The organism is Rummeliibacillus pycnus (genome assembly GCF_044359855.1).
In the GTDB taxonomy this organism is placed as follows: Bacteria; Bacillota; Bacilli; order Bacillales_A; family Planococcaceae; genus Rummeliibacillus; species Rummeliibacillus pycnus_A.
Map to the genome: position 1 here is coordinate 497,581 of NZ_CP132291.1, position 25,329 is coordinate 522,909.

General features: G+C 32.3%; 25 protein-coding genes. 5 read left to right on the top strand and 20 right to left on the bottom strand.

The genetic code is table 11. The annotated features are described in order from the left end of the window. Positions 1–32: 32 nt before the first annotated feature. Positions 33–380, bottom strand: coding sequence for a hypothetical protein (locus Q8X41_RS02435; protein ID WP_397538674.1), 348 nt, complete (start codon positions 378–380; stop codon positions 33–35). Between the two features lie 321 nt (positions 381–701). On the opposite strand from Q8X41_RS02435, the gene Q8X41_RS02440 reads away from it, so the two are divergent. After that, positions 702–3,485 (top strand): dynamin family protein, encoded by a 2,784-nt coding sequence (locus tag Q8X41_RS02440; RefSeq protein WP_397538675.1) that lies wholly within the window; start codon positions 702–704, stop codon positions 3,483–3,485. A gap of 297 nt (positions 3,486–3,782) precedes the next feature. Here the strand turns inward: Q8X41_RS02440 and Q8X41_RS02445 are convergent, their stop codons facing one another. From Q8X41_RS02445 to Q8X41_RS02460, 4 genes are all read right to left on the bottom strand, one after another. Continuing rightward, positions 3,783–4,676, bottom strand: a complete 894-nt coding sequence (locus Q8X41_RS02445; RefSeq protein WP_397538676.1) for a cation diffusion facilitator family transporter — start codon at positions 4,674–4,676, stop codon at positions 3,783–3,785. A gap of 718 nt (positions 4,677–5,394) precedes the next feature. After that, positions 5,395–5,841, bottom strand: a complete 447-nt coding sequence (locus Q8X41_RS02450) for a DUF5946 family protein (protein WP_397538677.1) — start codon at positions 5,839–5,841, stop codon at positions 5,395–5,397. Positions 5,842–6,332: 491 nt separating this feature from the next. Beyond that, on the bottom strand, positions 6,333–7,535 hold the full coding sequence (locus tag Q8X41_RS02455) for a macrolide family glycosyltransferase (protein WP_397538678.1): 1,203 nt from the start codon (positions 7,533–7,535) through the stop codon (positions 6,333–6,335). A 305-nt stretch (positions 7,536–7,840) separates the two neighbouring features. After that, positions 7,841–8,128, bottom strand: coding sequence for a hypothetical protein (locus tag Q8X41_RS02460; RefSeq protein WP_397538679.1), 288 nt, complete (start codon positions 8,126–8,128; stop codon positions 7,841–7,843). Positions 8,129–8,336: 208 nt separating this feature from the next. On the opposite strand from Q8X41_RS02460, the gene Q8X41_RS02465 reads away from it, so the two are divergent. After that, the gene (locus Q8X41_RS02465; RefSeq protein WP_397538680.1) at positions 8,337–8,504 is read left to right on the top strand and encodes a hypothetical protein; all 168 of its coding nucleotides are present in this window, start codon (positions 8,337–8,339) and stop codon (positions 8,502–8,504) included. A 302-nt stretch (positions 8,505–8,806) separates the two neighbouring features. On the opposite strand, the gene Q8X41_RS02470 is transcribed toward Q8X41_RS02465, so the two are convergent. Continuing rightward, complete coding sequence (locus tag Q8X41_RS02470) at positions 8,807–9,283, bottom strand: DinB family protein (RefSeq protein WP_397538681.1); 477 nt, start codon at positions 9,281–9,283, stop codon at positions 8,807–8,809. 200 nt (positions 9,284–9,483) lie between these two features. Here Q8X41_RS02470 and Q8X41_RS02475 point away from each other — a divergent pair, with 200 nt between their 5' ends. Both Q8X41_RS02475 and Q8X41_RS02480 read left to right on the top strand, forming a co-directional pair. Continuing rightward, complete coding sequence (locus Q8X41_RS02475) at positions 9,484–10,182, top strand: nicotinamide mononucleotide transporter (RefSeq protein ID WP_397538682.1); 699 nt, start codon at positions 9,484–9,486, stop codon at positions 10,180–10,182. A 260-nt stretch (positions 10,183–10,442) separates the two neighbouring features. Beyond that, the gene (locus Q8X41_RS02480) at positions 10,443–11,162 is read left to right on the top strand and encodes a DUF4386 domain-containing protein (protein ID WP_397538683.1); all 720 of its coding nucleotides are present in this window, start codon (positions 10,443–10,445) and stop codon (positions 11,160–11,162) included. A 7-nt stretch (positions 11,163–11,169) separates the two neighbouring features. Here the strand turns inward: Q8X41_RS02480 and Q8X41_RS02485 are convergent, their stop codons facing one another. The 10 genes from Q8X41_RS02485 to Q8X41_RS02530 form a co-directional block, all read right to left on the bottom strand. After that, entirely contained in the window at positions 11,170–11,757 is a 588-nt protein-coding gene (locus Q8X41_RS02485) for a Crp/Fnr family transcriptional regulator (RefSeq protein WP_397538684.1), read from the bottom strand. 235 nt (positions 11,758–11,992) lie between these two features. Then, positions 11,993–12,460: a DUF523 domain-containing protein gene (locus Q8X41_RS02490; RefSeq protein WP_397538685.1), complete on the bottom strand. Its 468-nt coding sequence runs from the start codon at positions 12,458–12,460 to the stop codon at positions 11,993–11,995. A 140-nt stretch (positions 12,461–12,600) separates the two neighbouring features. Beyond that, positions 12,601–12,819, bottom strand: a complete 219-nt coding sequence (locus Q8X41_RS02495; protein WP_397538686.1) for a hypothetical protein — start codon at positions 12,817–12,819, stop codon at positions 12,601–12,603. A gap of 577 nt (positions 12,820–13,396) precedes the next feature. Next, on the bottom strand, positions 13,397–13,858 hold the full coding sequence (locus Q8X41_RS02500; RefSeq protein ID WP_397540186.1) for a GNAT family N-acetyltransferase: 462 nt from the start codon (positions 13,856–13,858) through the stop codon (positions 13,397–13,399). A gap of 217 nt (positions 13,859–14,075) precedes the next feature. Then, positions 14,076–14,798, bottom strand: a complete 723-nt coding sequence (locus Q8X41_RS02505) for an amino acid ABC transporter ATP-binding protein (protein ID WP_397538687.1) — start codon at positions 14,796–14,798, stop codon at positions 14,076–14,078. Further along, entirely contained in the window at positions 14,791–15,453 is a 663-nt protein-coding gene (locus Q8X41_RS02510) for an amino acid ABC transporter permease (protein WP_397538688.1), read from the bottom strand. The genes Q8X41_RS02505 and Q8X41_RS02510 overlap by 8 nt, the downstream gene beginning before the upstream one ends. Positions 15,454–15,475: 22 nt before the next feature. Beyond that, positions 15,476–16,264, bottom strand: a complete 789-nt coding sequence (locus tag Q8X41_RS02515) for a transporter substrate-binding domain-containing protein (RefSeq protein ID WP_397538689.1) — start codon at positions 16,262–16,264, stop codon at positions 15,476–15,478. Positions 16,265–16,642: 378 nt separating this feature from the next. Then, a complete protein-coding gene (locus tag Q8X41_RS02520) occupies positions 16,643–17,149 on the bottom strand; it encodes a GNAT family N-acetyltransferase (RefSeq protein ID WP_397538690.1) in 507 nt (168 codons plus the stop codon). Positions 17,150–17,280: 131 nt separating this feature from the next. Continuing rightward, complete coding sequence (locus tag Q8X41_RS02525) at positions 17,281–18,081, bottom strand: transporter substrate-binding domain-containing protein (protein ID WP_397538691.1); 801 nt, start codon at positions 18,079–18,081, stop codon at positions 17,281–17,283. Positions 18,082–18,094: 13 nt separating this feature from the next. After that, a complete protein-coding gene (locus tag Q8X41_RS02530) occupies positions 18,095–19,402 on the bottom strand; it encodes an aspartate aminotransferase family protein (RefSeq protein WP_397538692.1) in 1,308 nt (435 codons plus the stop codon). A 722-nt stretch (positions 19,403–20,124) separates the two neighbouring features. On the opposite strand from Q8X41_RS02530, the gene Q8X41_RS02535 reads away from it, so the two are divergent. Continuing rightward, on the top strand, positions 20,125–20,685 hold the full coding sequence (locus Q8X41_RS02535; RefSeq protein WP_397538693.1) for a shikimate kinase: 561 nt from the start codon (positions 20,125–20,127) through the stop codon (positions 20,683–20,685). Between the two features lie 151 nt (positions 20,686–20,836). On the opposite strand, the gene speB is transcribed toward Q8X41_RS02535, so the two are convergent. The 4 genes from speB to Q8X41_RS02555 form a co-directional block, all read right to left on the bottom strand. Then, positions 20,837–21,697, bottom strand: a complete 861-nt coding sequence (gene speB, locus Q8X41_RS02540) for an agmatinase (protein WP_397538694.1) — start codon at positions 21,695–21,697, stop codon at positions 20,837–20,839. Positions 21,698–22,119: 422 nt separating this feature from the next. Further along, the gene (locus tag Q8X41_RS02545; protein ID WP_397538695.1) at positions 22,120–23,607 is read right to left on the bottom strand and encodes an aminotransferase class I/II-fold pyridoxal phosphate-dependent enzyme; all 1,488 of its coding nucleotides are present in this window, start codon (positions 23,605–23,607) and stop codon (positions 22,120–22,122) included. A 2-nt stretch (positions 23,608–23,609) separates the two neighbouring features. After that, entirely contained in the window at positions 23,610–23,792 is a 183-nt protein-coding gene (locus Q8X41_RS02550; RefSeq protein ID WP_397538696.1) for a hypothetical protein, read from the bottom strand. 1,114 nt (positions 23,793–24,906) lie between these two features. Next, positions 24,907–25,155, bottom strand: coding sequence for a hypothetical protein (locus tag Q8X41_RS02555; protein ID WP_397538697.1), 249 nt, complete (start codon positions 25,153–25,155; stop codon positions 24,907–24,909). Positions 25,156–25,329: the final 174 nt, after the last annotated feature.

The window sequence follows — 25,329 nt, forward strand, 5'->3', positions numbered from 1 at the left end:
CGCAACAGTTAGCTAAATAAGAAGAAATTCAATTATTTTTCAAGATGTACTACAGTTGTGCTATATCGGGATGGAACAAATACGATTGGATATTTCTCCCCTAATTGTTTCTTCACCTCATGGAATAATTGTAACCCTTTTTCATTGTGATTTTCCTCTAAAATTAATCCATCTTCTTTTAATGAATCTGTTTCTAAATCAATCCATTTACCATATTCTGATCCCCATTCCCGTAATTCTTCTTGTAGTTTATCTGATAATGTGAAATCTTCTATATCAAAATTTACACCACAATCTTTACACCAAATCGGATCAGCCACAAAATCAGCTTCGAATTTATATGAAGTATGTTTACAGTTTTCTTTTACATTCCAAATCATTTTTCAATCTCCATTTCAAATATATAATTGTAAATTTGCATATGTACCTAATCACAATTATATCAATTTTTGGATTTATACTTTGGTATTTACTCTTCTTTTAACATAAAGTTATTAGAAACATCTAATGTTGTTTTACAACTGAAAGGAAATTGAAAAAAGACTGAAACTTTTCTCATTAAAATACAATCTTACTTGAAAAATGAAATAAAAATGAAATCCCCCCAAAATAATTCTTTGCTAAAATTAAAAAGCATGAATACAAAAAAAGTGTTGACACATCTTGAAAAATATATTTTTCAAGATGAAATAGGAGAAAAAATGAGATTAGAACAACAATTAATATTAAAAAAATATTATGAAACATTCCTTATGGAGCATGAAACACATCCACCTCTTCAAGTACTTGGAGAAGCTTATTTAAACGAACAAAAAAATGAAAATTCCGATGGATCTAATATTCGTTTTGCACAAGGTGAATTTTATTATCACCACCAAGATTTTGAATCAGCTATTTTTAAATGGGAGAAAGTCAGTAATGAATTAGCACCATGGGCACAAAAAAATATTGCAGATGCCAACGTAGAACTTAACCAACTATCAGTTGCTGAAAAAGTTTATACATCCATTACTACTGATAACAAAACACTTTTGACCGAAATTGCATTGCAATTACTATCTCTTTATATTGAGCAAAATAATTTTGATTCAGCTTTCGTTGTTATTAAAGAAGCAGTTTCTTTAAATCCTGATTATCCAAATGTCACAACAATTGCACGTTCCTTTTATGAAGAACAGCAAGATTTTGACAGTGCAGTAGAGCTTGCTGTGAATGAGCTAATTCGAACAGAATCTATCCAATGGTTTGAGGTTCTAAAAGAATATATTGATAAAGGATTTACTAAAGCCATTGCACCAGATTATTTTAATGAGGTATTAGTTACATTACACAATGTAGACCAAGTACAATTTACGCAAATTGTTTCATCACTTTGGCACAGCTATAAAAATGAACAAACTTATTTATTGTGGCTTACAACAATAAATGAACTTTTCTTACATATTGAAATACATTCGTCCGAGATATGGGACGAAATTTCTTCTCTTTACGAAGAAACGTACTTTGAATTAATTCAAGGTCAATATATGTTGAGAGAATTACATGAAATCGTTCCAAATCTTTTAACAAATTGGTTAAAGATAGTCAATCCATCCCATTCTGTAATTCCATCTGCAGCAGTATTTGCATGGGATGAGATTTTCCCTTCCAATATTGATTCTGCAAATATAAAACATGCGGAAAATCTACTGTCATATTCTATTAATCATGTGAACGGCATAGACTATAGTTTAGATCTTTTTGAATCGATTACTATGTGGGCACAAAAACATGATTTAGAAATGGGTCATCGTTTTAGATGGTTAGTTGATGAGCTTGCAGATTTAAGAACAAATCGCCTTTTAATAACTGGAACTTCAGGAAATGGAAAAGCTTCATTTATTAACTCTATCCTAGGAGAAAATATATTAGAAAACTCAATATCAAATGTAGTTGTCTTTAAAAATGACGTAGAGACAGAGATTAACGCTATCACAGATTCAACTATTAAAACAATTGAGAATTTCTCTGATTATCATAACTTGATGCCTCTAAACCGCCAAACATATAGAGATAGAGCATGTGTTGAATTTAAATTACCATGCAGATTTTTAAATGAAAATAAACTTACATTCGTTGTTACACCTAGCTTTAATAGGAACAACGACACTAGAGATGAGACATTTGACTATTTAAATACTGCAGACGAATTATTATTTATATTGAATGCTGATTCACCTTTTACTGACAAAGAACGTGACATTCTATTAAGTATTCAAGATCATACACCAAATCTACAAGTTCATTTCATATTAAATAAAGTAGATAACATTTACAGTGAAGCAGAAGTAAAAAGGGTTATACATGATACTCAAGCGAGAATAAACACATATTTCCCGTATGCTAAAGTTTTCACTTATTCTTCGTTATATACAAATAGTCAACAAGTAAACGATTTAACTGAGTTTATTCATTTTAACTTTAATCATAAAAATATCGATGCAGAACGTACTGAAAAGCTATTATATTTCATTCGAAAAACAATTACACATCTTTTGGATAAACGAGTCGAGATGGAAAAAACCATGGTAGATTCTATTAATTGGAATGAAGATATGTTAGTTAAACTAAATGGTTTTATTCATAACCTTTCTGATTTTGAGAAGGAAAAAATTCAGTTAATTACAGAATCATATCGTACAATGAAAAAAGAAATTTCGAATGATCTTATAGAACATATTCCAAAACTTTTGCAGAGTTGTTCTGATTTAATTAGTGAAGAAAGCGATTTTGGGCACATCGACATTGAACTAAATACAGCAATGAACGAAAGAGTTCAAGAATATCTAGAACAAACTGTGTTACCTAATCTTGCCCAATCTATGCAAAATTGGATTACAACTTCAAATAACGAGTTCCTTCAAAGTAAATTGTTCTTAGAAGAAATCAGTGAAGGCCTTAATTATCTGTGTGGAGAAGATCGAATACAATTAGAAGGTGACTTTAAAGTGCTGGATGACTGGCGCAGAGATACTGATAGAATAACAACTAGAATACAAATAGAAGAAGTAAATATATTACACCGATTTACACCAACACAATTATTATTGAAAAGTGCTGGTAAACTATTTGGAGTTCTTCCTAAAAATAAAACTCTTGTTTATAACAAATACAAACAGTACTTAGAAAATGAAGATTATACCGATGTAACGGCTTCTATTATGTACCAATTTTTCTTACAATTTGAGCTATTTGAAAACGCATTAGAGCGGGACATTAATTTGTTCTTCAGAAATTCATTTGTCGAGTTAGAACAAGCTGTAGAAAACACTCATATAGAAATACAAGAAAAACAAGATACACTGCAGAATATGAGATCAAATCCTGAAGTTTATAATGATTCTATAACACTATTTGAATTGAGATTACGTCAATGTGAAATATTCTTAAATATAGGTGAGGATAATTCATATACAGATTTAACTTTAGAAACAAACATAGAGTAAACGTAAAGCAACTCCAAAATCTACAATAATCGTAGATTTTGGAGTTATTTTTTGTTTACTTCACTTTTATTGGTACTCTGCAACTAGATGGTGAATATTCTTGTTGTTCTTTCATATTTTACAAAAGAATATACAGGCGGCTTATCATTTAACGATCAGTTTTAACCCACTTAATTTCTCCGTTCAATTTAACGAGATATTCCCTAAATCCCTAAATAATAAATACTCATTCTATAGTAATTCAGAGGGAAGGAAATGCTATTGCACTTCTTTTTTTTATTCACTCATACCTTAATACTATTCTTCAAAATACGGATTAACATGAATAAGAACTTCTTCGACATCTGGATAATTAGCTTTGATTGTATTTCTGATATGATGCGTGATATCGTGTCCTTGTTTAACCGTTAAATGATGGTCTAAAGATAAACGTACATCAATTAATTTGTAATGACCGAGTTCTCTTGCACGAATTTTATCAATTCTTTTCACTTGCTCAAATTGATTAATAATCGAAGTATATTCATTTAGAAGCTCAGGATCGACACTCTTTTCCATCAAAACATCAATAGAAGGTCTAATTAAGTGTAAAGCGATTTTAAAAATCAGATAAGCTACTAAAATACTAGCTAATGAATCTGCATATAACAAAAAGAACCATCCGTTAGACTGCCCTATAATCGCTAAAAGAACACCTGTAAAAGCTGCGAACGAAGCAAATATATCTCCTTTATGATCATAAGCAATTGCAATAATAGCTTTACTGTTCCATTTTTTTCCTTGTTTAATAGAATGACGATATAAAATTTCTTTTGCTATATAAGATATTATAGCTGCAAATAACGCACTATATTGGGGAGCCTGAGGTTTACCAAAAAATGATAAGATGGCTTCTATAAAAATGTAAAAAGAGACTAACAATAAGATTACACCAACAATTGCCTCACTAATTACTTCGGCTTTCCCGTGACCAAAAGGATGGTCTTTATCTGGTGGCTTATTTGATATACGAACCACTGCTAAAACAGCAATTGAAGCTACCACATCAGCTGCGGAATGAATACCATCTGCAAATACAGCCTTACTTTCACCCAAAAGTCCAAAAAAGAATTTACCTAACATCAATATTAAATTGGATATAAGTGCTATCCAAGCTACTTTTTTACTTATTTTTTCTCTCTCACTAACCAATTGTTATCCCCCTCTAAAAAAGTTTCCCTATTGAAAAAAAATACCCCCACTCCTGGTAAGGAGTGAGGGTACTAAAAAAGCGATATTTATTTGATGATTGAATTCGATGTACTTCATAACATACCTCTTTTTTATTAATTAATTTATTATAACATAATTACATTTGGTGTTACATATCGATATTCTTGATATAATTTATTCATAATATGCTAATAAAACTTTTAAAACTGTGCAAAACAACCAAACAAGACCATATATTTGCAATTTTATAATAGACCTAAAAAAGGAAATGCACTTCATGGATTATGGTAGATTTCAAGATTTTATGTATCTGTAACTTAGTCCTTCCACCCGAAACTCCCCCTCACATCAACTCTCCCAAGGCTTCTCTCCTATTTTAAAAATAAGTCATTGAAAATCAACCAGTAAACTTCTGTTCACAATTGGCTTGAATTTAAGTTTTACTATGGCTGTATTTTTGGAATAATGTTTGAGTAATAGGCATAATGATCCCTAATTTGATAACAAACAAAAACACTCCTTTTTGAAAAAAGATTGATCAAAATGGAGTATCTTCTTTAAACAAAGTATATAATTTTTATAAAAAAGTTTGATCATTTCAATGACACTTGTTCACGGTTGACGGAAACAGTAATCCTTTGATTATTTCATACTTGTACATTTGTAGAGGGATAATTTTCATTGAACTAATACCCTATTACTTTAATTCGATTCTTATTTGATCTTTCCATTTATTTATGTTTTCGATTGCATTTTTTTCTTTTCCTATATATATATCATTGATTGTCATGGACCAAAATTTAAATGTACGTTGTCTATGCTTATTAGGTACAGGATTTGTTATTTTATCTATATTGCTAACTAATTCACGGTTTCTCTTTAGAATATAAGCTACTTCCCATTCCTTATCATATGCTTCAGTAAATAATGTAATTAAATATCTATACCCTTCTTCTGTATAATTTGATGGATGTTGTATCATATAACAGGAAACAAGCCAGAAATGTAAAGCATATAATGCTGGATCGTTATGCTCCCAAACAAGCGGAAAACCAAATTGCTCATAACATGAATATCCCTCTATCTCTTTGGCCCCACATTCGACACATCGTCCCAATTTCATTTCTGTATCGTTATTAACCATAATTAATTTTCCTTTCCATAACTTAATTATAACCATATAAATTTTAAGTCATCACGTTACGTAAATGTCAATTAATTGTGTAATGATGGTTCTTATAATTTTCTACTGTTATTTGTAGCTTTAAAATAAAGATCGATTAAAACTCATTTAGAATTCTTCAATCGAAAAGGAATAAAACGATACCTCTTTTTTGCAAACAGTATAACTTTCTTTAAACCGGTACAACTTTTTTATAACAGGGCGACTATATTTCAAAGCTACAATTGAAATTCTCTTATATATCTATAAATATTTTAAGTTGCTATAAAACCATTCTAAAGGGTTTTAAATTAAAATTTATATTCATTTCGCTCTTTTTAATTGCTGCTATTTTACTGTTAAGTTCTTTAAGACATATCTTCTAAATAAAGGGTACAGACAACTAAAAAAGGGTCCAAAACGTTTCATATTATTGATTAGTCACAATAACGGCAGCTAAGAAATTATTATATTTAGATATCATATTGACCTTTAAATTTGAAAATCTCATCAACAGCTTGGTGATACCCACCCAATTCTTGAAAGGAACCCCTTATATTTTCGACAGCTTTATGGAAAGTTGGGTTGTTTAACACCTGAACTGAGGCTTCTCGTAGTTGATTTGCAGTTAAGCTTTGCATTTGTAATTGGACACCGGCTCCATTATTGGCAACTTGTTCGGCAATGATCGGCTGATCTGCGCTTTGTGGGATTACTATTAGCGGAACCCCGTTATAGAGACCTTCAAATGTACTGTTCATCCCACCATGTGTAATAAATAATTTAGTGTATTTCAACACTTCAGTTTGTGGAACATAATTTTTTACAATGAAGTTATTCGGAATCTCCCCCAAATCCGCTATTTGAGTTTTGGTCCCGATAGACATGACAACAGTATGTTCCGTGTTCCCAAATGCCTTAAAACAAAGCTTATAGAAATCAATTGCTTGGTTAACAACAGTACCCAATGAAATGTAAATTGGTCTTTTCCCTTTGATTGCTGTAAGGTCGAAGTTTTCATGAGTTACACGTGAAGAGATGGAAGGGCCTACAAATTTGTATGTTTGGTCAAATTCCTCATTAGAAGGTTGAAACATTCTAGTTGTATAAACAATTGTAAGCGGTGCAGGATTACAAAAAACTTCGTATGGAGAATGGATCTCCACGCCATATTTTTCCTTCACTAATACAGTCAGTCTTTGAAATTCATCGTATTTAGGTTTAACGATTTCTGAAGGATTTTTTTCAAAAAACTGTTCCAAAGTTTTATCGAATGATTCTTTTGTCTGCGCAAAAGTAGTGCACGAATTAATAGACGGCAGATTAAGTTTTTGTGCAAGTAAATATCCGCAACCAAACATGGAATCATGGATAATATAGTCAAAGTGTTCTCCTTCGATTTGCTCCAGGACACTAGGTATCATGATATCAGCAGTAAGTAAAAGACCGTTGACTCTCTCGAGAATCGAATTTCTTCCACCTGAGATAAAGGCTTTTATAAATTTTTGAACATCAAATGTTCGCACAGAAGCACCTGTCTTCTCAATACGCTCACGAAAATCTTCGTATGTAAAGTACACTACTTCTTCTCCACGTGAAATAAGCTCTTGCACAACACCAATAGTTGGATTAATATGACCCTCTGATCCCCCATTAATAAATAAAACACGTGCCATTATAACCGCTCCTTAAGTAAAATGTTCTCTATATTGTCTTTGAGTATGAGTCACTGTCCCATACTATCGCTCGACTCAAATAATTGAATTAATTTTATCATAGTACATTACTTGAAAATCACAAATTACAAATGCTCCTTTTTGAGTTAACCGGCTAGGTTAGTCAATTAAGTGAAAAAAATATAAACTAATAAGGTGGTAATTAGCTCCAACCTCATTTTTGCATAATAAAAACCCTCCACATTGGTTTGTGGAAGGCGTATAGTAAGCACACCTATTGTGGATGTGCTTATTATAATGTAATTTTAATTGATTTCTTTAAATTTGAAATTATATTGTTTATTAATCTTTTGAGCAATTTGTCCAAGAAACTCTTGAACAGTCATTTTCTCAACTTCTTGAGTATACCAAGCTAATTTTGCTCCCTTATCTTCTTTATTATAATTAACTTCAAACGGCATAAAAGTCTTATTTTTATATGTGTAATCGAATTTAATGTAAAGCTTATTTTCATTTGGGCACTCGAGTATTACCTTATAAATTGGATTTTTATATTCTGGTTGAAACTTAACTTTTCTAATTTTGGTTAGCATGAATATCCCTCCCTACAACCACATTAGTAACATTATACCATGAATAGATATTTTAAAGGATAATTATGCCTTTTTCTTTTAAGATACATCTTTTTTAGAAATATTAACATTTAATATCTTTCAAATAGACATTTGTATTCTTTCTATGAGCAATGTAAAATGAAATGGAAGAAATATATGTACATCACCAATGAAATGAGGTTATACTATGTCATCAAATCAACAATCCTCTCAAAATCCAGCTGAAAAGAAAGAATTTACTCCTGAAGAAATGTTACAGGAGATTCAACGATTAGCGGGTTTGCTTCAAAGAGCAGATATTACTGAAGCTGAATATTTAAAGGAAAAAGAAAAATTAATTAATATGATGAAATAAAAATAATCCTAAAATGCTGACTCTAAATTGTGAGTCAGTTTTTTTCTTTTATCAAAGCTGAAAACTAAGTTAATCAAAGTAAATGGGTTCTAGTGGATTGCAAAAATATTATTCGAGGCTTATCTTACAGTCTGCTTCAAATTTCTATACTTTGAAAACATCTTTTGAATAAGTTAATCATGCTTGCTTGTGCATCAATTAAAGCTGTTTCCTCCAAATTAAGTTATATGGGTTTTGTCATCATCATTCTCTTTAGATGAATCACGATTGTTTGCCCCTCATTCCCTAACCTACCCTTTCGATTAATAAGAGTGAATGGATTTAAACTTTCTTCCAATAAAGTTAGTAGTTACAGGGGTAAGTTCTAATTCTCTTGACCAAACAGAGAGTTGACCAATGTGGTGAATCTCATGAGCAATTATATGATGTAATATTTCTTCAACTGGATATTTATCTTCATCCCAAGCGACACATACAACTTTCTCTTTTAATTCATCTAAATTTATCTTTAGAAATTCAGCTATTTCATTTCGGAATCTATCTGAAAGAGATTTAACCTTCTTAGGCGTATCATAATCAGCAAATTCAACTACTACGTCTTCTTCGCCTTGAATACCACGAAGCCAGCTATATTCAACATCAATAATGTGAAAAAGGGTATATAAAATACTTCCTACTCCTCCAGTTCGGTCTTTTAGCAACTCTTCATTTGATAATTGATTACACCATTCAAACCATTCGTCTCTTACTTGCCAGTTATATTCAAAAAACTTTATCAATGTGAACACTCCCCTAAAAAATTGTTTATTACAATTAATTTATATTTTGTATAATTGTTACATTATATTGATTTCTTTATAGAGTAATAGTAATATTAATTGGAATTATTTGAAATTAATAAATATTATGTAAGAATCACTCATACAGATTAGTTAATGAAGATTCAAGCATTATATAAGTTACTAAATGGAGGTAAAAGATGAAATCGACTCTTTATAAAGTATTAAAAAGTAAAACTTGGGATATCGTCTGGTTAATCGTTGGGATCGTTTTAGTTCTTTGGAGTACTTATTATAGCTACGAAGGCTCAGTTAATCTATTACTTGTTACATCTTGTGTAGGTGGAATTTTAGGATTAGTTATAGTGAACTTATTTGCTAATCAAAAAGGACAACTAGCCAGTGCTCTTGGTGTTGTTGGTGCCGGGTTTGATACATTCAACAACTATAAATTTGGCCTACTAGGAAATGTTTTTGTTGGGTTATACTGCGGTGTTCTTTATTTAAAAGGATATTTTACACTAGATAAAGAAATAGAAGTTACTAAAGTAACAAGATCTAATTTATATATATCGGTAATTATTAGTATAGTTGGTGCAATTGTTCTTTATTTCTACAGTGGTACAATATTACCTGAAAACGCACCTATATGGGTTATCATTCTAAATATTGCCGTTTTCTTGGTGCAGGTAATTTCTCAATATTTAATGGTAGAAGGTAAGGCTGTCTCTTGGCTGGGTTGGATTTTGGCGAACTTTATTAATATCATTCTTCAAGTCTATATTATATTCCAAGTTAATGAGCCTACTGCAATGATTTATCTTGCCATGACAATTATGTACCAATTGAATTCATTTAAAGCTGCTATTCTTTGGTACGGTTATGGTGAAGAAGAATAGATACGATTTCATTTACAAATTTTATCAATTACTTGGTCGACGCTCAGAGTAAATATCGCTCTGAGTGTTTTTTAATGTTACACTTTAAAGCCCCTGTTCGATTAAGTACATTACTTCAAAAACACTTAATATTCCACTTCCCTGTTTAACAATAACCTCCATAAAAAAATCTCAAATTTCTCTAGAACTTAACTTAAGTCAATGAAAGTTTTTAGTCTCCTTATTACAATTAAATAAAATAAAAACAAGGAGATTATTATATGAATAATTTTGCAAATGAACAATCGAATCTGCGTAAATATGCTCTAACTGCTGGCATCGCCCTAATGTTTATGACCTTTGCTGCATTTTTTTCCTATGGATATGTTCTTGAAAATCTTATAGTTGAAGGAGATGTTATCACCACTTTTCATAACATCAAGTCTTCAAGTACACTTTTTAATGCTGGAATTGTAGGTTGGCTTATCATCTTAATATGTGACATTGTGGTCGCATGGAGTTTCTATATATTCCTGAAGCCACTAAATAAACCAATTTCATTATTAGGTGCATGGCTCCGCCTAATTTATGCTGGTATCCTGGGAATTGCCATACTAAATTTAATTTTCATATCGATTCTAACAAGTAATACAGAATATTTTTCCTCATTCAAAATCAATCAACTTGAAGCTTCTGTCATGCTATTTTTAAAAGCATTTCATTTTATATGGTCAGTTGGATTAATCATTTTTGGAGGGCATTTAATGATTGTGGGGTACTTATCGTTCCAATCAGACATCATTCCTAAGGTCGTTAGCTTACTATTGTTAATTGCCTCAATCGGTTATATTATCATTCACTTTAATCACACGTTTCTTCCAAAATTCGATGGGATCACCACAATACTTGAATCGATACTTAGTGTACCAATGATTCTGGGTGAGTTAGGCTTTGGTATATGGATGCTGTTTAAAGGAGGAAAAGTTCCTAAAAGTGAATGACCTCTGGTTAAAATTTATTTTGTTTAATTCTCTTCTTGATTCTACTTAATGACTCAGGAGTAATTCCAAGATAACTAGCCAATTGATGCTGTGGTACACGATTAACTAAATGAGGACGTTTCCTTAAAATTTCTAGGTAGCGTTCCTCAGGAGAAGAATTGATAAATTCTGCGAATTGTTCTTGTACTTCACCAAGGTTTATCTCCATCATTTTGCGTACCATGGTTTCCAATTGAGAGTATTTAGTAAACATTGTTTTTTCCGAATCAATATCGCCAACAACCAATATGCAGTCTTCTAAGCACGTCAATGAATACTTTGATAGCTCATCTTGTTTTTGATCATTGAAAATTGGAATAGCTTGTTCTTCTGTGAAAAAATTTGATGTGACCTCTTTGCCAGATTCATCTATAAAAAACTGTCTGACACACCCCATTAATACAAAATAACATTTAATGCCAGGAAGGTCTCCTTGTCTAAGAAGGTATGCTCCTTTTTTAAATTCCTCAACTTGTACACTTTCAGAGATTGCTCGTTGTTCTTCTTCACCGAGTGAAGTAAATTTAGTCATATACTTCAAGAGTATTCTCTTCATATTACTTCCTTTCTAAATTTCACATTTTTTAATACGGTTTAATTTTGAATAATCCCTAATCTATTTTAACATTTTTATCCATTTAATTGTTTATAAATAGAATTTATCCATAACTCAATCACCTGTATATTAGTCGAACAAGAAGGCTTCCGTGTTATGGTAAGTACTGAATTAATGACCATAATCTTCAAGACTTTCATAACTACTTCCAAAGGAAATTCATCACCAAAATTACTTAAATAATTTCGTCAAGAAAATCAGTAAAGTTTTCTTCTGAAATAACTCTTAAACCGTTTCTTTTTAGTAATGCAGTGGTAACACCATTTCCAACCATTTTCTTCTCTTTAAATTCACCGTTATAAATCATCGAACTTCCACAGGATGGACTGTACTCTTTTAAAACTATAATTGTTGCACAAACCTCTTGAGCTTTTTTTAGTGTTAAATATGCTCCTTTTATGTATAGCTCTGTTACATCTCTACCCGATTTTTCCACAACTTTTGCATTTCCGTTGAGCACATCTTCTCCGTCACCACCAATTATCTCAGCTGGCTCTCTCGGAGTTGAAAAGCCTCCAAGTAATTCTGGGCAAACAGTGATTGCTCTATTTTCAATCAATAGTTTCTGTATTTTATTATCTAAACTGTGCGTACCATTATATCTAACCTTTAACCCCGCTAAACACGAACTTACTAAAATCAATGTTTTCACCTCAATCTAATAAATGAGTATAATTATACAGCTCTATAATACTTTTATATGATCATGTTACCTTATTAATCTGTACTGCCCCGTTAGCACAATAAGCAAGTGCTTGTTACGTAATAGCCTACAAGTATAAATCAAAAACTTTTAGCTAAATCCATTCGTTTTTTTACCATTCCAAACAATAAAATTCCCCAAAGTACACAAATAAATAGATCAAAGAGGTGTAACCATTTAGAATCAATACCTAAAAATACGCTAAGAACAAAACTAATTATCATAAAAATGAGTATAATTCCTAACAAAAGCTGTTGCTTAACACTCATCTTAGTCTTATCTTTATTTTCCTCTTTCATTTTAAATCCACATTCTTCCTTTATACTATCAAAAAAAACTGAAATTTGTTCCCATCTTCTTCGATAAAGTCTTTATCTTGAATTCCGCCGTAATTAATATCGTTTTTTCAGAACCTATATTTGTTGCATCACAGCATACTAATACTCGATGAATATCAAGTCCTTTTATTTTTTTAAGTGCCAAAACTAAAATTTTTGTGGCGTAGCTGTTTCTTCTTACTTAAGGTCGAATTCCACATTCAATATGTCCTCCACGATTAAGTAAATCCTCCGTTAATCCATGACGAAATTTGACTGCACCTAGTACTCGGTTGTTCTCATTAATTAGCTAGTAAGTTGAGTCATGTACCCACCATGTTGGCAGGTTTTTGCCATTTTTATTATCCATGAGAAACTGAACCATTTCTTTAAAGTTCGATGGTTTTTTTCGTATTACCCATGGAATCATTTCTCATCAATTACTTTTCATTCTTCATAAAAGAGAGATTCAGCTTTTGACCCTACCGTTGGATCTACTAAACGAATATTATTATTCACCCTACTCAACTCCTAATCTATTGTATTTTATGCGAGTGAATTACAAATGCTTTGTCATGTTATACCATTCTTCTCCACCATGTTCAGATTCTGAAACACCATCGTTTTGATAGCTATGTTTTTCGTAAAATGGTATTAAAGCATCTAAACATGTTAAAGTCACAGCTGTACGATTCTTCAAAGCTGCATCCTTTTCAAGATAAGATAATAATTTTGATGCAATTCCCTTTTTCCGATGTGTTGGATGTACAGCTAGTCCAAGAATACTTTGCACTCCGCCATTTTCTGGGTTTTCTTTTGTTTCACTAAATAAATCATCTGTAATGTATACATTGTCCATGACAGGCCCATTTATAAATCCAACGATTTCTCCTTCTTCTACTGCAACTAAGAAGCTATCTGGAATCATACGAATACGGTTCACGAAAGCCACCTCTGTAGCTGCTTCTTCGGGTGTAAAACTTAATTGCTCTATTTCCATTATTCGATCAAAATCTTCCATTTCTACTTGTCTTATAATCACTTTTATTACTCCTTAACTATCTTTACGTATTTGCAAAAAAATCTTATTACTATTGTTGCGTAAAGGTTCTATTTTTGCAAATAGAATTTTTTATTCCCTAGGCTATTTTAACCAAAGTGCTCGTAAATAAAAAGACACCCTTAATCACAAAGGATTATTAGGTGCCTCTAATATTTAATTTCCATTACTACAATTATTATAGAACTTTTTCTAAAAAATCTTTCGCGCGTTGTGTAGAAGGATTATTAAAGAATTCTTGTGGTGCTGCATCTTCGATTAAATGACCACCATCTAAGAAGAATACACGATCCGCTACTTCACGAGCAAAGCCCATTTCATGAGTTACGATTAACATGGTCATGCCTGTTTTTGTTAAAGACTTCATAACTTCTAGCACTTCTTTTACCATTTCCGGGTCAAGAGCTGACGTTGGTTCATCAAATAACATAATATCAGGTTGCATTGCCAATGCTCTAGCAATGGCAACACGTTGTTTTTGACCACCTGAAAGACGATTTGGATATTCGTCTTTCTTTTCAAATAGACCAACTTGTTTAAGCAATTCCTCACCACGTTTAACTGCTTCAGCTTTGGATAATTTACTCACTTTCATTGGTGCATATATTAAGTTTTCCATCACCGTTTTGTGCGGGAATAGATGGAAATGTTGAAATACCATTCCAACTTTTTCGCGTACTTTCATCAAGTTCGTTTTTTTCTCAGTAACATCTTGATTATTGATGACGATTTTACCACTTGTCGGAGTTTCTAGTAAGTTAATGCAACGTAGGAAGGTTGATTTACCAGAACCAGAAGGACCAATGATTGCGATGACCTCGCCATCTTGAATCGTTGTTGAAATGCCTTTAAGAACGTCATTTTTACCAAACGATTTGTGCAAATCTTGTACATTAATCACTTATTCTCATCCTTTTCTCAACCAATTTACCTGCATATGATAGAACTAATACAATAATATAATAGATTACACCAGCAATAAGTAATGGTTCAATGTAGTGGAATGTTGCACCACCAACAATATAGGCACGACGCATAATATCAAGTGCACCAATAACTGTCACAATCGCTGATTCTTTTGTTAATGAAATAAACTCATTCATTAGTGCAGGTATAATATTTTTTAAAGCTTGTGGTAAGATAATATCTTTCATCATACTAGAATAAGAGACACCAAGAGCTTGTGCTGCTTCGCTTTGTCCTTTATCCACTGCCATAATACCACCGCGAATAATTTCGGAGATATATGCTGCTGAATTTAAAGAGAATGCTAGAATTGCAGCTGGCATAGGGTCAATTTTGATTTCTGGGAACATTTGTGGAATCCCCATATAAATGATGATTAATTGTAATACAAGTGGTGTACCACGGAATACAGAAGTATAAAAATCGGCTAGCCATTTTAGTGGCTTAATGCCACTTAATTTGACTAGCGAAAGTAATACTCCTAGGATGAAACCGAGCACACACGCAATTGCAGCAATTTCTAATGTAACTCCAATCCCTTTAAGGATATAAGGGATCGAAGGTATAATTGGTGTGAAATCCAAATTCATCTAAATAACCTCTTTCCCTAAATTACTTTACTTTGAACCATTTCGCTTTCATTTTATCGATTTCTCCAGCATCGTTTAGCTCTTTTATTGCTTTGTTGTATTCTTTAACCAATTTGCTTCCTTTTGGGAATGCAGCTGCTTTCTTTTGGTTTTCAACGCCTTGGATTGCTGAGTATTTTAAATCTGGGTTTTGTTTTACATAGTTTTCTGCAACTATATCTTCAAGAACAATCCCATCTAGTCTTCCTAATTTAACTTCTTGAATAAGCTCAGGAACACGGTCACGGGTTTCAACTTTTACACCACTCACTTTGTTAGAGATAGATTTTGCAGTATCTTCTTCAATAGATGAAACTTGAGCTCCAATTTTTTTCCCTTTTAAATCATCAATTTTATCGAATTTAGTATCTTTTTTTGTAATTAGATAATCATGTGTATCGTAATAAGAATCAGTGAAATCGACTACTGTTGCACGTTCTGGGTTTGGTGTAATACCAGCCATTGAAAAATCAATTTTTTTGGCTTGTACAGCTGGAATTAAACTATTGAATTCCATGTCTTGAATCTTTAATTGATAACCCATTTTCTTCGCAACAGCATTTGCTAAATCGACATCAAAACCGATAATTTCATCTGATTTTGTTGCATCGATATATTCAAATGGGGCAAAGTCTGCTGATGTACCCATTACTAATACTTTTTTGTTTTGATCGCTAGTGTTATCAGTTGCCGTTTTGCTTGAATTAGACCCACATCCTGCTAATGACAATGATAATATAGCTGCTGCTGCAAATAACCATTTCTTTTTCATGTTGAAAAGCTCCATTCTGTTTGTGTTTTCGGTTTATATATTCTTTTATTTGAGTAGTGAAAATATTGCATAATAATACGGGTATACTGCAAATAATGAATATATATGAATTAATATTTATGAATATAATAACATAAATATAAAAAAACTAAAGTCCTTTTTAAGTAAGAATGCGCATTTTTTTAAGATTTATTATAAAAAAGTTTATTTTCAATAGAGAAATGAACTTTTTGTCGAAAAAAATCATTTCAACATAAGATTTTTGTCGGTTTTCCTTATTCCTCGGGCAATATTTATTTTCCGAAATATTTTCAACCTACTAATATTTCGGATTCATATGAGAATAATATTCTTTATATGTTTCCCAGCTCAGCATGATTATAGTTCCTTCGTGATTGAATAAATGTTATGTAACTTGTTAAAAACGAAAGCCTCTTTTTCAAATAGAAAGCCTATCTTTTCAGCTACTCGTATTGACTGCTTATTTTGAGGATCAATGATACAGATTAATTTTTTTAAACCTAATTGATTAAGGCCAAATTCTTTACAACTTGTAGCCGCTTCAGTGGCATATCCCTTTCCCCAATATTTTTTGTTTATATGATATCCAATTTCAACCTCAAATTTCCCATCTACTTGTTGTTTTGTAAGGCCACAATCGCCTATTACTTCATTTGTATCTTTCAAGCATACAGACCACAACCCGTACCCGTCTTGTGTATATCTATTTTGATTTGTTTCAATCCATTTTCGAGTTTTTTCAATACTAAATGGTGCAGGATAATATTTCATCGTTTCAGCATCTGAAAAAATCGCATGAAGCGATGGTAAATCTTCATTTCGATATTCTCTTAAATATAAATTTTTCGTTTTTAATATCAACATTTTTAAGTCCCCCCAATAAATTATTTAGAACCATAATAACAAAAACGCATAAAAAAAGCCTCACTTCCCAATGTTTTACTTACATTAAGAAATGAAGCTCTTATGCTTTTGAAGCAATGTAATTTTTAAAATTATTTCACTTTAAACCATTTAGCTTTTAATTCATCCACTTTTCCTTCTTTATTAAGTTCATCTAAGGCTTTATCGAATTCTGCAGTCAATTTACTACCTTCTGGGAATGCAGCTGCTTTTGATTGGTCTTCTTGGTTTTGAATGACATAGTATGATAGGTCTTTATTTTGTTTTAAGTAATTTTCTGCAACGATATCTTCAGTGATTAATGCATCGATACGGCCTAATTTTACTTCTTGTACTAACTCAGGAATACGGTCACGACTATCAAGTTGAATTCCTTTTATTTTTTTGGCTAAAGATTTCCCTAAATCTTCTTGAATAGATGAAGTTTGTACGCCAATTTTCTTTCCGGCTAGGTCAGCATCAGATTTAATACCACTATCTTTTTTAGTTAACATATATTCTTTTGTATCATAGTAAGATTTAGTGAAATCTACTACTTCATCACGTTTCTTATTTGGTGTCATACCTGCTAAAACGAAATCTACTTTTCCTGCTTGAAGTGCAGGGATTAAACTATTGAATTCCATATCTTTCACTTGTAGTTGATAGCCCATTTTTTCTGTAGCAGCTTTTGCAAGATCAATATCAAAACCGATAATATCATCAGAAACTTTGGCATCGATATATTCAAAAGGTGCATAGTCTGCTGCTGTACCCATTACTAAGACTTTTTTCTCTTTAGTATCACCAGAACCATTATCAGCTGATTTTCCCGTATCTTTTGTACCACATCCTGCAAGTGATAGTGCCAAAACTGCTGTTGCTACAAATAGCCATTTTTTTTTGATTTTCATATTAAAAACTCCTTTATTTCAATTCATTCGTATATTTTTGTAATGCTTGATCTAACATGTTTAACCCGTCATCAATTTGTTCTTTAGTAATTGTAAGTGGTGGAATCATCCTGATTACCTCACCTTCGTTTCCGCAAAGGTAGAACAATACACCTTCTTCAAGCGCTAGATCTAAAATTCTTTTAAGTGCATTGCCATCACCATGTCCTGTTTTTGGTTCAATAACATCGATGCCAATCATCAATCCTGTTGCACGAACTTCCCCGATACAATCGTATTTAGCTTGAATTGCTTTTAGTTGCTCAACAGCGTATGCACCAACTACTTTTGAATTTCCAATGAGATTTTCTTCTTTGAAAATTTCAAGTGTCGTTAATGCAACTGAACAAGCAATTGGATTTCCACCAAATGTTGTTCCATGAGAACCTATTGGCCATTTCTCCATTAAATTGTGACTAGCGACTGTTGCACTTAATGGAAGCCCTGATGCAATTCCTTTAGCTATTGCCATAATATCAGGCGTTACGTCAAATGTTTGAGCTGCAAACCATTCACCAGTTCGTCCAAATCCCGTTTGAACTTCATCGAAGATTAGTAGCATCCCATGACGGTCACATACTTCGCGAATTTTATGTAGCCATTCTTTTGGCGGGATAACATATCCCCCTTCACCAAGTACTGGTTCAACAATAACGGCTGCTACTTCTTCAGGTGTTACTTGATGTTTGAATAATTGATCAAAATCATGTTCAAGCTTGTCTACAACATATTTGACAGGGTCAACTCCAACAGGTGCTTCTTTCACATTTGCATACGGAATTTGGTAAGACAAATGTGATGGTTGCATAAATTTACGATACTTGCTTTTTGATGTTGTTACACCAAGTGCCCCCATTGAGCGTCCGTGGAAACAACCTGTAAAAGAAATCACGTATGGACGTTCTGTAGTAAATTTTGCAAGCTTTAATGCCCCTTCAATCGCTTCTGTACCACTATTTCCATAGAAGAAACAATCTAAATCTCCTGGTAGTATTTCACCAAGTTTTTTGGAGAGTTCTAAAATCGATTCATACATGATAACACCAGATGGTCCATGTATTAATTGATCAGCAGCATCCTTAATGCTTTGCACGATTTTTGGATGACGATGTCCCGTGTTAGCAACGGCGATGCCTGATGTAAAGTCTAAATATTTTTTACCGTCTGCCCCGTAATAATAGCATCCTTCTTCTTTTACTACAGGTAGGTTGGGGTGATCTTTTGCCATACTTGGTGCTAAAAAGTTCCCCATATTGTCATATAAATCGAGCCAACTTTCCAATAGTATTCCTCCTATAATTTTCTGAATATATATTAATTTATATTTATAAATATAATATCATAAATATAAATTTTTGTAATAGTTTTTCTATAAAAATATTACAAAAATATATCTGTTTTTTTATTTTTAATACAAATAAAGTCGTATATTACCTATATTTAACTTATATTAATCAATTTAACAATTCCATTTTGTTTATAAATACGACCATTTCAACACATTAAATTTTAATATTCAGATTCGGAAATTCCGCTTCAGATAGCGTTTTCTGCTGGCGAGCGTTCAATCCCTCCTCAGAAGCACGTATCGTGCTTACTCCCCTCGCTTCCTTTTAGGACAATGGCACGAAGGTAATGCGTATGCATTTTTTAGTATTCCATCTTCTGGTACTTAGACAATCTTCTAATAGATACATACAAGAATGTTCATTTAATGATAAATGAATAAATATAAATAATAGAATAATTGTATTGTTAATTATGTGCTTAATATGAAAAGTTCTATGCAAAGTGTAATTAGGTTACGCTTTATCAAAGAACATACTCCATCATAAAGAATTTGAAATACAGTTAAGACCTTTGAATTAAATTTATAATCTAATCAAAGTGAGTTCATCGTAAAATTCAAACTCAATCTTTCTTTTTTAGGATAGCTTGTATATTTATGTTAAAATTTTAGAGATTTCTAAAATAGATAATAATAAGTTAGTTAGGAGGAAGTCTATGAAATTTGTACATATTTTTGGACCACAGGCGGTTGGTAAAATGACAGTTGGACAGGAATTAACTAAAATAACGGATATGAAACTTTTTCATAACCATATGACGATTGACTTGGTTAATCACTTTTTTGATTACAGTACAAAAGAAGGAAAAAGATTAGTAAATTTGTTTCGTCAGGAGATATTTGAAGAGGTTTCAAAAAGTAATTTGTATGGAATGATTTTCACTTATGTCTGGATGTTCGATATGGAGTCGGATTGGGATTATGTTAAACAGCTCTCCCAGCTTTTTGAGTCCAGAGGAGGCACTGTTTACTATGTTGAGTTAGAGGCCGACTTAGAAGCAAGACTTGAGCGAAATAAAACTCCGAATCGACTTGAACACAAACCTAAAAAAAGAGATATTGAGTGGTCTGAGAACGATTTAAAACGCACAATGGAGAAACATAGATTGAATTCCTTTGAAGGTGAAATCAAATTCCAAAACTATATCAAGATTAACAATACAAACTTAAGTGCCGAAGATGTAGCAAAAATAGTGAAAGAAAGTTTTCATTTATAGAGCAATAATAAAAAACACTTGGAAATATGACCAAGTGTTTTTTATTTTGCTAAATTTACTATTAAATATTCTGTTATTTAATATGACATTTAAACTAATGTTTGATGAAGCTCTGATTTATCTACCTATAATCTACACATAGGATAGAAAACTACTTACCAACAGTTAATAACATTTCACGAATTGTTTTACATGCCACTGCTGTTGACGCACCAGAAGGATCATACTGTGGTGATAATTCGACAACATCTGCTGCAACAATATTGTTTAATTTTGATAATTGTTGCATTCCATTTAACAATTCTTTATACGTAATACCACCTGGTTCTGGTGTTCCTGTGCCTGGGAAAGTACCTGGATCTAATACATCTAAATCAATTGTTACATATACAGGAAGGTCCTTTAAATCATTCACAACTTCGCTAAGTGTATCGATTGAAAAACGTTCCATATAAGTATGCTCTTTTGACCATTCAAATTCTTCTTTTAAACCTGAACGAATTCCGAATTGAAAAATTCTTCCATCTCCTAAGAATTCATGACAACGGCGAATGACAGAAGCATGAGATAGTTTTTCTCCCATATAGTCTTCACGTAAATCTGTATGTGCATCAATATGAATTACATGTAAATCAGGATATTTTTCAAAAACTGCTTGAATTGTTGGGAAACTTACTAAGTGCTCTCCACCAACCATTACAAATTTTTTATTGTCCTCTACTATTGAACGAGTATAATCTAAAATCTCATCCATTGTTTTTTGAGTATTACCAAGTGGTAATTCAAGATCACCACCATCAAAGATTGCAATATCTTCTAAATCGCGATCAAGGTATGGAGAATAAGATTCTAATCCATAAGAATCAGGGCGAATCGCTTGCATAGCAAAGCGTGTACCTGGTCTAAAACTTGTTGTTCCATCAAACGGAATACCAAATAGTACTACATCTGATTCTTCATAGTTGTTGTCGCATCCGATGAATGTTGATAAATTTAATGGTTTATTTTGCATTGTGAGTTTCTCCTTTAGCTGTCTTATCTTTATATTAATCCTAACAGGCGGTTGGTCCCCCAAAAAGCATAGAACGAAGCCACTGAAAAAATATAGTAACTCAAATAATTACAGTAAATATCTACTATTGAACGAAGTGGAATTAGCTCCGCTTTCCGTGGGCGAACTGACGAGCCTCCTCGCTGCGCTCCGGGGTCTCGTCTAGCTCGTTTTCCCACAGGAGTCTCCGCTAATTCCACTTCAACGACGGTAGCTAAGCCAGATTTTTATCATAAATTTACATCTATTTTTACTTTTTAGTGACCTCTTTACAAGGTGGGGTCTTACTGCCCATAAAAGCACGATTGGTTCAACTAACCATTAGTGACGGATGAAGCCCCCCACTAATGGAAGTTTCGCTTTATACCAAATTCACTTAAGTTTTATTCTTTAACAACGGTAATATGATCTTTTAAATCAGATTCAGTAAGAACATTACCGAAAGTTTGAGAATAATAGTGATATTGTTGAATTACTTCTTCTGAAACCAGTTCTCCTGGAATTACAAGTGGTATACCTGGAGGATAAATCATCAATAAGTCTGCACTGATTTTCCCTTTAGCCATATCAATTGGCACTAATTCGTGTTCAGCATAATGTGCATCTCTTGGTGTAATCATTAACTTATTTACATGTTTAGGTGTTACATTTGTTGAATAAATCGGTTTTTTATTGCCATAAAGTTTTTCAATTTCACAAAGAGCGTACACTAATTTTCCTAATGAATTTTCGTCATCAGCAGTAGTAATAACTGCCATCACTACATAGCCTTCTGCTAATTCCATTTGAATTTGATATTTTTCTTTTAACAGTGTATAAACTTCAAAGCCTGTTAAACCACAATCATTCACACGAATCACAAGTTTCGTCCAATCATATGATTGAGAGCATTTGTTTTTCAGATAATTGTTTTTTAATACCTCAAAACATGTTTTTTGTTCAATTTCATGTATTGCTTTTTCAACAATCGGTTTTAACGCTTTATAGCCCTCATATCCGTATAATGCAAGCTCATGTCTTGCTACATCCAAAGAGCTCATCAACAAATAATTGGCACTCGTTGTTTGTAACAAATTCAGTGTTTTTTGCATCTTTTTACCGGAGATACGACCTTCATTTAAAAGTAAAATCGAACTCTGTGTAAGCGATCCACCCGTTTTATGCATACTCATTGTAACTATGTCAGCACCAGCTGTGAGAGGATCAATTTGCCCTGGCATAAATGGTAAATGTGCGCCATGTGCGCTGTCTACTATTACAGTAATATCACGATCATGCGCCATCTTACAGATGGTTCTTAAGTCATTCATTGATCCAAAGTATGTTGGATATGTAACTAAGATTGCTTTTGCTTCTGGATATGCAGATAACGTTTTTTCTACGTTTTTTACTGAAATACCATGAGAAATACCAAAATGAACGTCTACTTCTGGTTCGATAAATACAGGTTTCGCACCACTCAAGATAAGTCCATTCATCACTGATTTATGGCAATTTCGAGGAACGATTAATACATCATTTGGTTTACATGTTGCTAAAATCATGGCTAATATACCTGAAGTGGTACCATTCACTAAAAAATAGGCATGATCAGCCCCAAATGCATTTGCAGCAAGTTGTTGTGCTTCTTTGATAACAGATTCAGGGTGACTTAGGAGATCCAATTCTTTCATGGAGTTAACATCCATCTTCATGGTCATTTCACCAAGTACATTCTTCAATGGACTTGATTTTGCTCCCATTTTATGACCTGGTACATCAAATGGGGTTGTTTCCTTTTTTGCATAGTTCACTAATGTTTCAAATAATGGCATGCGCTCTTGTGAAAGAGCTAATTCTCTTATCTTTGTTTGTTCTTGTAAGCTATTCATTATTAATCACCCACCTCAATAAAATTTCCATTGATATCGAAGCGGTCATCTGTAGAACAAATTTCCATTAGCGATTCTAGCGCGATTTTATCAATATCATGTTGTATATCTGAAATTTGATCTGTCATTTTATCCCGATGTCCTTGCGACACGGATTCCGTTGTAAATAAAATTTTATCAGTCAATAAAATCATCTCCTACTAAAAAATAACATTTTTAGCATGCAAAAAAGCTCTCCAACCATTAGAAGGAAAGCTTCGATTAATATCAACTGCTTATCCTCTTATCGTTCACAAAACATTGTACATTTTGCGCTCAGGTTTAGCCCCAACATCTGTTTTTTCCAGACTGGTTTGCCACCGTATCCTAGACCCCTAGTCTCAACGGTTATTAATAAGAGCAACTTTATTTATGCTGAGGCTAATACTAATTGATTTCTTCAAAACTGTCAATTCGTTTTTTATAATTTTTTTTATTTTCTACTCTACATTAATTTAACTTCAGAAACGTTAGAAAATTAAAAATTTTTTCTGTATTATACTATCTCGAGTTTGTCTTAATAAAATGTACGAATGAACTTCTTCTTATATAAATGTATTTATATTTTACTTTTAAAATTAGCTTAATTATCAGGTTATTGAATACATATTGACCCATACAAGCTTATTAGGTGAAACTTCCACATATTTGGATTTTTAATCATTAAATTTAATACAGATAAATAAAAAAACCATATTGTTATATAACAATATGGTTTTTCCTTAAAACTTAAATATTTTTTTCTAACCACGAAACGCAATATGGATTGCAGAAATTTTTGTTTTATTATGTAACTCATTCATTTTGTATGTTCAATATGGTAAAGATCATACATTAGCTGGAAGTTTCCCAATTCCTAAGCATTATAAGGATCAAAGATGATATATTCATCTACTTGAATCAATTTCATAAATGCTTTTATAGTTAAAAAATACGAATAGTTTCTAAATAAACAAATCAATAATTCGGATAATATTTCATCTCAGTATTTACTTAGTAAGTCGCTCCAGATGGCGCTTTCGTGCCGAGCGAGCGTTGAGCCTCCTCGGAAGCCCGTACCGCGCTTCACTGTGGGGTCTCACTGTCTCGCTTTCCCGAAGGCGTCGTTGTCTTTCTCTCAAGTAGATTCATAAAAAATCAACCATATCAAATAACAGAGCCAAAAAACAATAGAAAAACAGATGATCTAACAATATCGAGTTAGACCATCTGTCTTATTGTAATAAAAGCAAGTTGATTATTTGATTGAGATGATAGGGTTTAATCGGTAATTGTAATCTTGTGTTCATAAAGCTCTCCTGGATATTCAATCGATAAGAAGGATAACAATGGCAGGCTTAAATCCTGTGGGATACGAAAGTGAACATTATTTATATGGATACGTCTACCGAGTTTATAAATACTCTCATAAAGCGAATCCTTTGTATGCAGGACTACACCTTCTCCCATTTTAGAAACATACTCTACAACATAATGCATATTCTCCTTATAGATGTTAATTGTCATCATACACATCACTTCCCTTTCTTTCATTTACTATTTAAATAGTAATAACATTATAGCACAAAACAGAATATTTATTACACTAATAAGCATTATATTAACTTTACGACTAGAATTTATTTCGGATATGTGTCATATTTCTTAATCTATGCTTCTATACAGTCAATCGTTCCTGATGTA

Bases quoted from the DNA above. Each gene is read 5' to 3' on its own strand.
- Q8X41_RS02435 (WP_397538674.1), bottom strand. From the start codon at position 380: ATGATTTGGAATGTAAAAGAAAACTGTAAACATACTTCATATAAATTC.
- Q8X41_RS02440 (WP_397538675.1), top strand. From the start codon at position 702: ATGAGATTAGAACAACAATTAATATTAAAAAAATATTATGAAACATTC.
- Q8X41_RS02450 (WP_397538677.1), bottom strand. From the start codon at position 5,841: ATGGTTAATAACGATACAGAAATGAAATTGGGACGATGTGTCGAATGT.
- Q8X41_RS02455 (WP_397538678.1), bottom strand. From the start codon at position 7,535: ATGGCACGTGTTTTATTTATTAATGGGGGATCAGAGGGTCATATTAAT.
- Q8X41_RS02460 (WP_397538679.1), bottom strand. From the start codon at position 8,128: ATGCTAACCAAAATTAGAAAAGTTAAGTTTCAACCAGAATATAAAAAT.
- Q8X41_RS02465 (WP_397538680.1), top strand. From the start codon at position 8,337: ATGTCATCAAATCAACAATCCTCTCAAAATCCAGCTGAAAAGAAAGAA.
- Q8X41_RS02475 (WP_397538682.1), top strand. From the start codon at position 9,484: ATGAAATCGACTCTTTATAAAGTATTAAAAAGTAAAACTTGGGATATC.
- Q8X41_RS02480 (WP_397538683.1), top strand. From the start codon at position 10,443: ATGAATAATTTTGCAAATGAACAATCGAATCTGCGTAAATATGCTCTA.
- Q8X41_RS02485 (WP_397538684.1), bottom strand. From the start codon at position 11,757: ATGAAGAGAATACTCTTGAAGTATATGACTAAATTTACTTCACTCGGT.
- Q8X41_RS02495 (WP_397538686.1), bottom strand. From the start codon at position 12,819: ATGAAAGAGGAAAATAAAGATAAGACTAAGATGAGTGTTAAGCAACAG.
- Q8X41_RS02500 (WP_397540186.1), bottom strand. From the start codon at position 13,858: ATGGAAGATTTTGATCGAATAATGGAAATAGAGCAATTAAGTTTTACA.
- Q8X41_RS02510 (WP_397538688.1), bottom strand. From the start codon at position 15,453: ATGAATTTGGATTTCACACCAATTATACCTTCGATCCCTTATATCCTT.
- Q8X41_RS02515 (WP_397538689.1), bottom strand. From the start codon at position 16,264: ATGAAAAAGAAATGGTTATTTGCAGCAGCAGCTATATTATCATTGTCA.
- Q8X41_RS02520 (WP_397538690.1), bottom strand. From the start codon at position 17,149: ATGTTGATATTAAAAACGAAAAATTTATATTTAAGAGAATATCGAAAT.
- Q8X41_RS02525 (WP_397538691.1), bottom strand. From the start codon at position 18,081: ATGAAAATCAAAAAAAAATGGCTATTTGTAGCAACAGCAGTTTTGGCA.
- Q8X41_RS02535 (WP_397538693.1), top strand. From the start codon at position 20,125: ATGAAATTTGTACATATTTTTGGACCACAGGCGGTTGGTAAAATGACA.
- speB (WP_397538694.1), bottom strand. From the start codon at position 21,697: ATGCAAAATAAACCATTAAATTTATCAACATTCATCGGATGCGACAAC.
- Q8X41_RS02545 (WP_397538695.1), bottom strand. From the start codon at position 23,607: ATGAATAGCTTACAAGAACAAACAAAGATAAGAGAATTAGCTCTTTCA.
- Q8X41_RS02555 (WP_397538697.1), bottom strand. From the start codon at position 25,155: ATGATGACAATTAACATCTATAAGGAGAATATGCATTATGTTGTAGAG.